The sequence below is a fragment of the Flavobacterium sp. RSP15 genome, assembly GCF_003968755.1.
Taxonomy (GTDB): Bacteria; Bacteroidota; Bacteroidia; order Flavobacteriales; family Flavobacteriaceae; genus Flavobacterium.
In genome coordinates, this window is record NZ_RYDL01000007.1 from 81,957 (window position 1) to 94,426 (window position 12,470).

Below are 12,470 nucleotides of genomic sequence, written 5' to 3' on the forward strand. Positions count from 1 at the left end.
AAGATATTGGCTAGTTTTCTGATTGGGAATTTTGTTTAAATTAGTTTTTCTTCAAAAGGAATGTTTTCATCTAAAATTTCGCTTAATAAAAGAACCATTTGCTCTAAATAATTACCTAATATTTCTTCATTTATAATTGCATTTATTTCGTTGATTTCTTTAAAATTAAACGCAAGAAAACCTGCTTTTAAATTCTTAAAAGAAATTATTCCTGCTTCAATTGGTTTTCCTTTAGCGTCATACATATAAGCATACGCCAGCACCTGAATGATTTTGTCGCTTTTAATATCTTCAGTAAGTCCTTTCCATGATTTCAGTGTAACGCTTGCTTTTTCTACTTTTCCGGTTTTATAATCGATAATTCGAATGATTCCGTTGCGCTCTTCAATCCGGTCTACATTTCCTTTTATCAATACCGGAAAAGGCAAATTAGGATGATTTATAATTCGCTCGAATGTTTGTTCCAAAGCTATAATTTTTATTGCATCACCATTCTTGATACTTTCCAGTTCCACTTTCAGGAAATTGGAAACATTGCGCTTGGCGACTTCAAATGCCAGCAAATTTTTACCCTTTTTGATTTCACCTTCTTTGTACACCAATTTGAATTGTTTCAAAACCTCTGTATCTATTTGTTTGAAACAATTTAGAATATCACTTTCTGATATAAATTTATCAATGAAAGGCTCGTATAAAACTTTCAAAGTTTCGTGGATAATAGTTCCCAAGGTATTCAAGGCAATATTTTCCTCTACTTCTTCGACTTCGCTGATGCGTAAAATCTTCTGGAAATAAAACTGAATTGGATTCCGGATATAACTCGTCATCGCCGATGGAGAAAACCCTTTTTCGGCTATTTCTTTCAATCGCAGCATAACACGTTCTGATTTTGGAATCACCATAGGCTGATACGCTGTTTCGGGTAGCACGGCATTATAAATTTCGTGAGTCAGCGTATGATTTTTTTGTTTTTCGACTTCCAGTTGCGTGATGAATCTGCTTTTTTCTCCTGCATCCAATCCTTCACTTTCGGTATTATAAATTAAATAAATGTTCTTTGCTCTTTGTAATAGATGATAGAAATGATAGGTGTAAATTGCATCTTTTTCTTTGAATGTGGGCAAGCCCAATTCGCGTTTTACATCATAGGGGATAAACGAATTTTGCGATTTTCCGGCCGGGAATTTCCCTTCATTCATCGAAGTGACAATAACGGTGTCAAAATCTAATACACGGCTTTCTAAAACGCCCATAATTTGCAAACCATTGAGCGGTTCTCCTTCAAATGAAACCTCGGCCAAATCAATAACTTGTTTGTAAATGGCATAAAGAGTTTCGATTTTATCGATATGTTCGTGCTTTGAATAATAATTAATTAGTTTGTTAATGACTTTAAAAATAGCAAAAACAAAAGCTTTGGTGATTTTTTCTTCTTCGTTGTCGTTACTTAAATTTCCTTTGATGGTTTGCAATAATTTTGAAATGGTCTCTAAAACTGGAATCGAACCCTTTTCCCATTTTTGGAATAAGAAAAGAAATATTTCACTTGGAATTCCATTCAATTCCATCAATTTATGATGCGTAATAAAAGTATAATTATTTTGGTTAATGGTTTGGACTAGCACGCTGGTTTTTGCGTATGGTTCCACCAAGGGATGGGTTAAAATATCTAAGATATCTTTGTAGTATAAGACATAGCTTTTAGCATTTCTGGACAATGCATTTGTGTGCATTTTGAATAATTTAGCAGTCAAAATCTGCGCTGGATTGTTCTTGCTGGAATATCCCATCGTAATATTCAAAGCGCCAACACTTGAGGGTAATGAATATAAAAGCGGTACCAAAAGATTTTCTTCGCCCAGAACCACAGCAACTTTATCTAGCGTTCCATCAGTTTCTAGGCTTTTGGATTCATTGATGATATTCTCGATAATACTCCCGGCTATTTTGGCTTGACCAATTGTTTTGGGTGTGCCAATGACCTGAATGTTTTTAGTTTGAGAAAAATCATTTACAATCCATTCAAATGGATGTAATTTATAATGTTTCCAATTTTCTTTAAAACGTCGTACAAACAAACCAGCATCATGATAGGGATCATTGAGAAAGGTTTGGTCTGCGTCCCAATATATTATGGCTTGATCAGAAGCGATGAGGTGTTGGATTATTTTTTCTTCGGCTGCATTCAATGCATTAAAACCCGCAAAGACGAATTTTTTGTCATGTAGGGAATTCGAAAAATGATTTATGTTATGCACTGCTTCACGATAGATTAATCCTTGATAGCCGATTCCCTTGTTCAGTAAATGAGCGTACAATGATTGATAATAGTTGGGCAGTAGTTTCCAAAAATCAATATATTTTTCTAATAATGCCGTTTTGTTTTCTACTTCAATTCCCCATTTTTTAATATCTTCAATGTCTTTCAGATAGGAAAGAACATGGGATGGATCTAGTAAATAGCGGTCAATTTCATTGAAGTCCTGCAGGAGTGTTTTGGCCCAATTGGCAAATAATTCAAAGGATTGTTGATTTGCTGTAGCGGTAATAGATAAATACACTTCATAGAATTCGAATAATAATTCGATAGGATCTATAGTGCGGATACCAGCTATGTTTTGAACAAAATCCTCAATACTTATAATTTCGGGTGAAATTATGTTGGTGGCGACTTGTTTCTTTAAGGCTTCAATCAGGAATATTTTAGCTCGTTTGTTTGGTAAAACAACAATCGTATTGGAAAGAGTGTCAGCGTATTTTGCGATTAAAACCGAAGCTATTTTATCTAGAAAAGAAGTATTTGTCATTTTATAAAAATAAAAAAAACGCCTCGATAAATCGAGGCGTTTTCTAAAAATTTTTGAACAATATTATTTTTGCAATAACAATTCAGTTCTTCTGTTTTTAGCTTTACCTGCAGCAGTTTTATTTGTTTCAACTGGAGTGCTTTCGCCAAAACCAACAGTATTTAAGTTTTCAGCTTTTATTCCTCTTTCGATCATAGCTTCTTTAACGATACTAGCTCTATCTTCAGAAAGTTTTTGGTTGTATTCATCTGAACCATCGCTATCTGTATGTCCTTCAATGCTAAATTTCGCATTTGGATAATTTTTCAGGATTTCTGCCATTGCATCTAATCTAGCTGGAACATCTCCAGTTTTGAAAGTTGCTTTACCAGAATTAAAGTAAACTGCTCTAGCTTGAATTTTAAGATTGTCTAAAGCTTCAGTAGTTACTTCAGGACATCCTTTGTTGCTAGCTGGGCCAGCAATAGTAGGACACTCATCATCTTTGTCTAGAACACCATCTCCATCAGTATCTGGCCATGGGCATCCACCGTTTTCTTTAGGACCTGCAACTGTAGGACATTTGTCATCTTTATCAGCAACACCGTCTCCATCTGTATCAGGACATCCTTTTAATTCTTTAGGACCAGCTTCATTTGGACAAGCATCATCTTTATCAGCAACACCGTCTCCATCTGTATCAGGACATCCTTTTAATTCTTTAGGACCAGCTTCATTTGGACACTCATCTTCACTGTCTTGAATTCCGTCTCCATCTGTATCAGGACATCCGTTGAATTCTTTTAAACCAGCAACTTCTGGACAAGCATCATCTTTGTCATATATTCCATCACCATCTGTATCTTTTCCACCAAATTTGAAGATAATACCGGCAGAGTGTTGAAAATGGGATGGAGCATCAGGAGTTGCAAAATCAATATCTCCTTCAGTTCTATCTCCAAAAGCTTTTTTATATCTTGTAGAAAGTTCTAAACCAACATTTTCAGAAAACCATAAAGTTAAACCAGCACCTGGATTTAAAGTTCCAAAACTACTGTCTCCAAAGAATGTATATCCACCACCAATAGAAAGAGATGGGTCAATAACTTTAGATTTAATCAAATTCATGAAGCTATATCTGATTGTAGCATCAACACCATAATACATCAAATCGCCCGGATTAGTGACATGATATCCTCTAGAATCAGCACCTACAGTACCTGGAGAAAAAGTTACAAACTTATCAATTTTGTTTACAGATCCAGTAAGACCAAAAGAGAAATTATCTCCTACGTATTTGGATACACTTAAATAGGATACAGAAGGAAGAACGTTCCAGTTTGTTTTTGCGTCAAATGGTTGAGAAAAATGACGGTCTAGCCAATTATTACCACCTTCAGCACCAGCTTTAGTGTCGACGGCATTTACTCCAAAAGAGATTGCCCATGGGTTGTTACTGTCTTGTGCGTGAGAACTTAAACCCATCACCATCATCGCAGCAACTAAAATTTTGTTAAGATGTTTCATACTTAATTTTTTTAATGACAAATTAGTTAATTACTTGCAAAAATAGGACGTAAATTTTAAACTACAAAATGTTATGTTAAAAAAAACTTACAAGCAAGGCTAAAAGTGCGAATTATACAACATTTAGCTCTTTTCCTACCGCTACAAATGCATTTATTGCCTGATCTAAATGCGCTTTTGTATGTGCCGCAGAAAGTTGTACTCTAATTCTTGCTTTATCTTTAGGAACTACTGGAAAAAAGAAGCCTATGACATAAATTCCTCTTTTTAATAATTCATTTGCCATTGTTTGAGACAATTTTGCATCATATAACATCACCGGTACTATTGCAGAATCCCCATCAATGATATCAAAACCTGCTTTTTTAATCCCATCTCTAAAATAATTAGTATTCCATTCTAGTTTGTCTCTAAGTGTTGTATCTTTTTCTAAGAGTTCAAAAACCTTAATGGAAGCTCCAACGATTGCTGGTGCTAAAGAATTTGAAAATAAATACGGTCTGGAACGTTGGCGTAATATTTCTATAATTTCTTTTTTAGCGGTCGTATACCCTCCCATGGCGCCACCAAGTGCTTTTCCTAAGGTTCCCGTAATAATATCTACTCTTCCCATGACTCCTTTTAACTCAAGTGTCCCTTTTCCGGTAGCACCAATAAATCCGGCAGCATGGCATTCATCAACCATAACCATTGCGTCATATTTATCGGCCAAATCACAAATTTTATCCAACGGAGCTACAACGCCATCCATGGAGAAAACACCATCCGTAACAATTAATTTGAAACGGGTACCGGCTTCTGTAGCCTTAATCAGCTGCTTTTCCAGGTCTCCCATATTGCTATTTTCATAGCGATATCGCGTCGCTTTACACAAACGAACACCATCTATAATAGAGGCATGATTTAAACTATCCGAAATAATACAATCCTGATCTCCTAATAAGGGTTCAAAAACACCTCCGTTTGCATCAAAAGCGGCTGCATAAAGAATGGTATCTTCTGTGCCATAAAACTCAGAAATCTTTTTTTCTAAAGTTTTATGAATGTCTTGTGTTCCACAAATAAAACGCACCGATGACATTCCAAAACCATGCGTATCAAGAGCGTCTTTTGCAGCCTGAACAACTTCTGGATGGGATGACAAGCCAAGATAATTATTGGCACAAAAATTTAAAACCGTTTCTCCTGTCGAAATCGTTATTTCTGCATCTTGTGGTGAGGTGATAATGCGCTCTGATTTGAAGATTCCATTGTCTTCTATTGTTTGTAATTCTGACTGTAAATAGTCTTTAATTTTTCCGTACATTTTTTATGTTTTTAAAATTCAATTTTGCGAATAATTCATTTTTTAGACTACAAATTTACTACATCGATTTCTTTTCCTATATAAATTAGTACTTTTTTTACCACTTTATACCCCATTAATTCAATTGCATTTTGATATTTTTCTAATTGTAAGTGGTATTTAGGATTATGTGTTCCTGTTTTATAATCCAACAGCAACACTTCTTTATTTTTTGTCAAAACCATTCGGTCCGGTTTTATAGTCTTTCCTTCCTTTTGAATAATTGTTTGTTCATTCAGTACCTCATTCCCTTCCGAAAAATAATCGGTTAGTTCTGTATGAGTGACAATTTCCTGTATGGTACTGTAAACGGCTTCCTTTTGTTTAAAAACGATGAGTCCGTTTTCAATCGCTTTTGTTATAGCTAAATCTATATCGTTTTTCGTTTTCACAAAAGATAAAATCTCATGAATGACGTTTCCATAGGCAATGGCTTCCTGTTGTTGTGTTCCCCACATCAATGCTTCTCTTTGTGCAATTTTAATGTTTTTTGGATTCAAAATTTCCAAAACTAACGGAATTGTTTTGGAGGTATCAATGTGTTTTTTTTCTTTTGATAATTTAGCGATATCCCCAAAATCATATTCCAATTTATCGGTATCGAATTCCCCTTTACTCTCTAAATAATTAATAAAAAAAGCACACATATTATTTTTTGGAACTTCCCCTTTACTGGATAAATTCATATTTGAAATCACATACAACTGTTCCTCCGCTCTGGTCAAAGCCACATAAAGAACATTGATATTGTCTAATAATTCTTCCTGTTTCTTTTGATTGTAAATCTCAGCCGCTTCCTCTCCAAATCCTTCTACGGCGCTATTGTTATCAATTAATACTTTTGACAGGCCAAAAATTCCTCCTTCAGCATTGAGCCACAATTTATCTTTTGGTTTCCTGTTGTAATCTTCCTCTGCAAATGGCATAATGACTACCGGGAACTCCAATCCTTTTGATTTATGAATTGTCATAATCCGAACGGCATTATTTCCTTCTGGTGAAGGAATACTAAATTTTTGTGCATTTTTATCCCAGAAATTTAAAAAATCAGAAATTCCTGCTTGGTTGCGAATGTCACGTTCCAGAACTATGTCTAAAAAATATTGGACGTAGGCATTCCCCTCCCCAACCTTCCCCGAAGCTGCAGGAGCCGACACCGATAAGTTGGAGTCTTGAATTTCTTCTCGTTGAATTAATTCTTCTTTTATTCGTTTTAAAACTTCCGAAATATTCTTTATAACCTGTTCATTGGTAAATCGAATGACTTTATACCCTAATTTATTTAGGGTAATTGTTCTATTATTATCTAACTGAACCTGCTCTTCGGTAAAATGATAATCCTCATCCACTTCAACAACCAGTTTTTTCGATAAACAAACAAAATGAACAATAAAATCAGCTATCAAATGGTGTTGCCTGAATTTATAATCTTCAAATGATCTAGATTTAAACTCCATCCAAAGAATTTTCTCAGCATGTATTGATTCAATAAGATGGAATTTATCCTTACGATTAACCACTTCGTCATCCTTTTCTTTGGAGAGGGCCGGGGAGAGGAACTTTGCAATAATAACCTCCACCGCTTCATACAATGATTTTTTTCTAATGTCTTGAAACGACAATGAAATATTAAAACTCACCAGCCAATTTTCGAAATCCGTTTCCTGAAACAATGCCATTCCTTTGGCAATGAAATCAGCAACAGGTAATCTGTCCTGAATATGCGTTCCTATATAGTACAGGAAATTCGCCTTAGCTTCTAAATCAGCGTTGTTTTTCAGGTATTTTAATAAATGAATAATCAATCGTACTTCAGTAGCATTTTGAATCATTAACGTTTCCGAGGATAAAAGCGGTATTCTTTGCTCTGTCAAATAGTTCGCAATCGCAATTCCCTGATTTCGTTTCCGGGTAAGAATGACAATATCTTTGTATTCAAATCCTTTTTGAATTACTTTTTGAATCGTATTCAGCGTGGCCAAAACATATAAATCAGTTTTATCTAAAGCTTCTTCGTCTCCAGAAGCTTCCGGATTATCATTTGTTTTCTCTACCTTTGGGATAAAAGAAATATTCACATAACCTCCTGTTTTGTCATTGGTTTTTTGGTGGCTGTGATTTTCATACAACTCTTTGTAATCTAAATGAGCAAATTCACCGGACAACAATTTAAAAAATTCATTATTAAATTCGATTACCTGCGAATAACTTCGGTAATTTTTATCAAGATGTTCAAGTTTTTTATCAGGATTATTGAACGGGTTTTGATCTTTGCTCAATTCAATAAACTGTTCGGCTTTTCCGCCGCGCCACCTGTAAATAGACTGTTTGGGATCGCCCACAATCATCAAGGTTCCTTTTTCTCCATAATCATCCTGTCCGGAAAGGGCATTATCAATAAGCGGAATCAGGTTTTGCCATTGCATCTCCGAAGTATCCTGAAATTCATCGATAAAAAAATGGCGGTAGCGTTCCCCCAATCGTTCGTATATAAAAGGCGCCGGCTGGTTTTGAATTTCCCTATGGATTATGGCATTAAATTCTGAAATGGAAAGTACATTTTGTTCACTTTGTATTTTGGCTAATTCATTACTTACCGTATTTAATAAGGAAAGTGGTGTAATGTTTTTCAGGAAGGCTTTATAGAAATGGATCTTTTCGAAAGCTTTGTAAACTTTGTCTAAGAATTGCAATAAATCTGGAATTATGTTTTCAATAATCGCACGATCTTTTGCTGTTTTATTGATTTTGACATCCTCAAATTCATGAAAGGTTTTGTTTTTTGGATTGAATTTTCCTTCTTGAATGCTCAATATATGTTTGGGAAAATGTCCTGCCGAGAACGATTTTACATCAATTCCATTGGTATCAATCAGTAACAAAGCCGCTGCTGCAAAAACAACAGTCTGTTTTTCTAAATCTTTACTGGCTTCTACTAATTTCTTTTTTATTGCAACGAACTCAGCGATGGATTTATCCTGAAACTGCGTGATTTCGTTTCTGTTATTTTCATTGAGGATCAAACGGCCTGTCTCTAGAATTTCACGGGAAATATCCCAAGATTTATCATCGTCAGTTTTTTCCATCGTGAAATCGATGAGCAGTTTTGTCAACGTTTCACCTTCACCGGCCTGAGCAATTATAGCATCTACAGCCTCAATTAATAAATTTTCAGTGTCCAGGGTGACTTCAAAAGTCATGGGCAAATTCAAATCATGCGCAAAGGCCCGAATTACTTTATGCGTAAATTTATCAATCGTAGAAATATCAAATGCAGCGTAGTTATGAATAATATGCTTGATGATTTGCTGTGATTTAGTTTTGATTTCGAGGATCGAAAGTTCTGTATCTATTGCTAAATCTTGCATCAAGTCCTGGGCTTTGTGGCTGGGCTCGTCTTTTGCAAATTCAGAAAGACTACCCACAATTCGGCTTTTCATTTCGTGCACCGCTTTGTTGGTAAACGTAATGGCCAGTATAGTGCGATAGGCATCATTTTTTTTTGCAACAAGAATAATCTTGAGGTACTCTTTGACAAGCGCATAGGTTTTTCCGGATCCAGCTGATGCATCGTATATGGAAAATGAAGGTCTTTGCATGTTGCTATTATTATACGCTGTGAGTTATATAAATTACTACTTTTTTTATAAAAAAGAACCCTTTTTATAGTATTCAAGTACAAAAAACCAAACTGCTTGTGCTTCCTTTTCAGGGTTGTGTCTTAATGAAAAACAAAGCAAGTAACAGGGAATTTTTCTTTTGCAAAAAGTGATTAAATAAATTTTCTAATGCTCATCATAATCCCAATGTGAAGCCCTTCATGAAAATCATTGAAAGCCATTGCATCCTGAGCACTTTCTAGCGTATACCCTGTTGATGTAGGATATTCAGTGAAGTTTTTGAAGTTTTTATTTTCAAAATCAAGTTTAGTTTGATTGATAGTTTCAAATAACAAATCCTTCATTTCGGCTAATTCTTCTTGTGTTGCAATATGTTCTGGCTTAGTTCCTTTTTTATATTTTTCTACCATTTCCTCAGAAACCATCATCGGTAAACCCGATAATTTATAAACTAATACTTGCTGTGTCACTATTATATGACCGATGTTCCAAATCAGGTTATTGTTGAATCCTTCCGGAATCGTGTTGAGTTGCGCTAAAGTATATCCTTTTAAAAACTGTGAAACTATTTTTCGGCTGGTTAAAGTAATGTCTAATATTTGATTCATTTTTTTATTTTTTGATAAAAATAATCATTTTCCGTGTCAAATGAATTTTCTTTGCACAAAGAAATTGCTATTTATATGGACATAATATATTATCTCGCTTCTTGCGACACCTGTAGAAAAATCATAAAATCACTTCCTAAAGAGCATGATTTTAAGTTTCACGACATCAAACAAGATCCAATTACTGTTGCCGAATTAGAACGAATGCGCGAACTTTCCGGAAGTTATGAAGCGCTTTTTAGCAAAAAAGCACAACTGTACAAATCGATGGATTTAAAAAATAAATCCTTGACCGAAGACGATTATAAAAAATACATTCTGGAACATTACACGTTTTTGAGTCGCCCTGTATTTATCATCAAAGACAAGATTTATATCGGGAATACCCAACAAAATATGTTGCAGGTAATGAAAGCCTTGGCATAATGTCCAAAAGAAATCTTGCACTAATTGGTGCTACTTTTGTCTCTATTATTTACGGAGTCACGTTTACTATTGCCAAAGATGTCATGCCGTTGTATATTGATGCCTATGGTTTTATACTGTTGCGCGTAGGTGGTTCAATGATTTTGTTTTGGATCTTTTGGCTTTTTATGCCGAAGGAGAAAATTGCCTTCAATGACTTTCCCCGAATTATTGCCGCAGCTTTCTTTGGCGTAGCATTTAATATGCTTACATTTTTCAAAGGATTAAGCCTTACTTCGCCTATTAGTGCTGCAGTTATCATGGTTTCCACACCAATGATTGTGTTGACGCTTTCGGCCATCATCATGAAGGAACGCATGCAAAAACGAATGGTTTTTGGAATTATACTTGGTCTGATAGGGACTGCTTTTCTTATTCTGTACGGAAAATCCATTGGCAGCGCCACAAACGCTGGATTGGGGAATTTTCTGGTATTGGTCAATGCTATTTCCTATGGATTTTACCTAATTATCGTCAAGAAATTAATGGATAAATACAATGCGTTTACGTTTGTAAAATGGATTTATTTATTTGGATTTATTATGGTTTTGCCTTTTGGCTGGAGCCAATTTCAAACGGTGGACTGGGCTTTGGTTCCCATGGATATTTGCTGGAAAATTGGATTTGTTGTCGTCATTTCTACATTTCTGACCTATTTGCTTAATTTGCTTTCGATGAAAGAATTAAAACCAACGACGGTTGCCGTTTTTATTTATTTGCAACCGCTATTTGCCACTATTTTTGCGATAAGCTTGGGCAAAGACGAATTGAGTTTGGTAAAAATTGGTTCGGCAGTTTTGATATTTATCGGCGTTTATTTAGTGACACAGAAAAAGAGTGTGCAGTAATCAGCTGTTAGTGTTCAGCGCCTAAATTGCAGGTTATTGTCTTTTATAACGTTCGTTGGGCTATTTATATCAACTCAAAAATTAAAATTTGATTACTAAATATGTACTTATGCCGAGTCACTGTTTACTAAAAACGGACCACTGACCACTTTTTTAGTATCTTTGACCTCTTTTAGAAAATTATATGATACAATCAATGACGGGTTTTGGTAAAGCTACTTTGCAATTACCAACCAAAAAAATCACGGTAGAAGTGAAATCTTTAAACAGTAAAGGTTTGGATTTGAATGTGAGAATGCCTTCGCTGTATCGCGAAATGGAATTGGGTTTACGCAACCAAATCGCACTGAAGCTGGAAAGAGGCAAAGTAGATTTTTCTGTTTTTATCGAAACTACTGCCGAACAAACTTCTACGAAAGTAAATGTGCCCATTGTAAAAGGGTACATCAATCAGTTAAGAGAAGTGTATGCTGATGCAGATGAAACGGAACTGATGAAAATGGCAATCCGTATGCCGGACACCATGAAAATAGAACGCGATGAAATCGATGAAAACGATTGGGTACAAATCCAAACCGTTATCGAAGAAGCCTTGCAAAACATCTTGACCTTTAGAAGAGATGAAGGAATGTCTCTTGAAAAAGAATTTCAATTGCGCATTGGCAACATTAGGCAGTATATGACGGAAGCTTTGGCACTTGATCCAGAACGTGTTCAGGCAATAAAAGACCGTTTGCAAACTGCAATTGCTGAACTTAAAGTGAATGTAGACGAAAACCGTTTTGAGCAGGAATTGATTTATTATTTGGAGAAATTAGACATCACGGAAGAAAAAGTACGTTTGACGAATCACCTGGATTATTTCTTGGAAACCATCAACGGAACGGAGGCCAATGGTCGGAAATTAGGTTTCATTACCCAGGAAATGGGACGTGAAATCAACACGATGGGTTCTAAATCCAATCACGCACAAATGCAGAAATTAGTCGTTCAGATGAAAGACGAATTAGAAAAAATAAAGGAGCAGGTATTGAACGTATTGTAGAAAAGAGTTGATTAACAAATTTAGATTTAATGCTAAAAAATATAATTCTAACTGACGACAAGTTTTTTGAGAAAAAGAAGGGACTAACAAAAATTAAAATAGATAGTTCTGGTTGGTTAGTATATTATTTAGATGAAAATTTAGAAAAATGGATTGAGGAATATCCAAATTCAGAATATCACGGAGGGGAATACCTCAATTAAGATTAATTGACAAATTCTCTTGG

9 protein-coding genes are annotated in these 12,470 nt (G+C 35.1%); 4 read left to right on the forward strand and 5 right to left on the reverse strand.

The genetic code is table 11. The features are described from left to right. Nucleotides 1–35: 35 nt before the first annotated feature. The 5 genes from EKM00_RS09475 to EKM00_RS09495 form a co-directional block, all read right to left on the reverse strand. Complete coding sequence (locus tag EKM00_RS09475; RefSeq protein WP_126516009.1) at nt 36–2,807, reverse strand: PD-(D/E)XK nuclease family protein; 2,772 nt, start codon at nt 2,805–2,807, stop codon at nt 36–38. A 63-nt stretch (nt 2,808–2,870) separates the two neighbouring features. Next, nucleotides 2,871–4,313, reverse strand: coding sequence for an OmpA family protein (locus EKM00_RS09480; protein WP_126516010.1), 1,443 nt, complete (start codon nt 4,311–4,313; stop codon nt 2,871–2,873). Nucleotides 4,314–4,425: 112 nt separating this feature from the next. Further along, nucleotides 4,426–5,619: a glycine C-acetyltransferase gene (gene kbl, locus EKM00_RS09485; protein ID WP_126452747.1), complete on the reverse strand. Its 1,194-nt coding sequence runs from the start codon at nt 5,617–5,619 to the stop codon at nt 4,426–4,428. A 47-nt stretch (nt 5,620–5,666) separates the two neighbouring features. Next, nucleotides 5,667–9,257 carry a UvrD-helicase domain-containing protein gene (locus EKM00_RS09490; protein ID WP_126516011.1) on the reverse strand — a complete coding sequence of 1,197 codons (3,591 nt, stop codon included), beginning with the start codon at nt 9,255–9,257 and terminating at the stop codon, nt 5,667–5,669. A 173-nt stretch (nt 9,258–9,430) separates the two neighbouring features. Next, nucleotides 9,431–9,886 (reverse strand): DinB family protein, encoded by a 456-nt coding sequence (locus EKM00_RS09495; protein WP_126452751.1) that lies wholly within the window; start codon nt 9,884–9,886, stop codon nt 9,431–9,433. A 75-nt stretch (nt 9,887–9,961) separates the two neighbouring features. Here EKM00_RS09495 and EKM00_RS09500 point away from each other — a divergent pair, with 75 nt between their 5' ends. From EKM00_RS09500 to EKM00_RS14735, 4 genes are all read left to right on the forward strand, one after another. Beyond that, the gene (locus tag EKM00_RS09500; protein WP_126452753.1) at nt 9,962–10,312 is read left to right on the forward strand and encodes an arsenate reductase family protein; all 351 of its coding nucleotides are present in this window, start codon (nt 9,962–9,964) and stop codon (nt 10,310–10,312) included. Further along, complete coding sequence (locus EKM00_RS09505) at nt 10,312–11,199, forward strand: DMT family transporter (RefSeq protein ID WP_126461822.1); 888 nt, start codon at nt 10,312–10,314, stop codon at nt 11,197–11,199. The genes EKM00_RS09500 and EKM00_RS09505 overlap by 1 nt, the downstream gene beginning before the upstream one ends. Nucleotides 11,200–11,383: 184 nt before the next feature. After that, nucleotides 11,384–12,244 (forward strand): YicC/YloC family endoribonuclease, encoded by an 861-nt coding sequence (locus EKM00_RS09510; RefSeq protein ID WP_126452757.1) that lies wholly within the window; start codon nt 11,384–11,386, stop codon nt 12,242–12,244. Between the two features lie 29 nt (nt 12,245–12,273). Further along, nucleotides 12,274–12,447, forward strand: coding sequence for a hypothetical protein (locus EKM00_RS14735; RefSeq protein ID WP_158614889.1), 174 nt, complete (start codon nt 12,274–12,276; stop codon nt 12,445–12,447). Nucleotides 12,448–12,470: the final 23 nt, after the last annotated feature.

Excerpts from the sequence above, each read along its gene's own strand:
- EKM00_RS09475 (WP_126516009.1), bottom strand. The coding sequence starts at position 2,807 with ATGACAAATACTTCTTTTCTAGATAAAATAGCTTCGGTTTTAATCGCA.
- EKM00_RS09480 (WP_126516010.1), bottom strand. The coding sequence starts at position 4,313 with ATGAAACATCTTAACAAAATTTTAGTTGCTGCGATGATGGTGATGGGT.
- kbl (WP_126452747.1), bottom strand. The coding sequence starts at position 5,619 with ATGTACGGAAAAATTAAAGACTATTTACAGTCAGAATTACAAACAATA.
- EKM00_RS09490 (WP_126516011.1), bottom strand. The coding sequence starts at position 9,257 with ATGCAAAGACCTTCATTTTCCATATACGATGCATCAGCTGGATCCGGA.
- EKM00_RS09495 (WP_126452751.1), bottom strand. The coding sequence starts at position 9,886 with ATGAATCAAATATTAGACATTACTTTAACCAGCCGAAAAATAGTTTCA.
- EKM00_RS09500 (WP_126452753.1), top strand. The coding sequence starts at position 9,962 with ATGGACATAATATATTATCTCGCTTCTTGCGACACCTGTAGAAAAATC.
- EKM00_RS09505 (WP_126461822.1), top strand. The coding sequence starts at position 10,312 with ATGTCCAAAAGAAATCTTGCACTAATTGGTGCTACTTTTGTCTCTATT.
- EKM00_RS09510 (WP_126452757.1), top strand. The coding sequence starts at position 11,384 with ATGATACAATCAATGACGGGTTTTGGTAAAGCTACTTTGCAATTACCA.
- EKM00_RS14735 (WP_158614889.1), top strand. The coding sequence starts at position 12,274 with ATGCTAAAAAATATAATTCTAACTGACGACAAGTTTTTTGAGAAAAAG.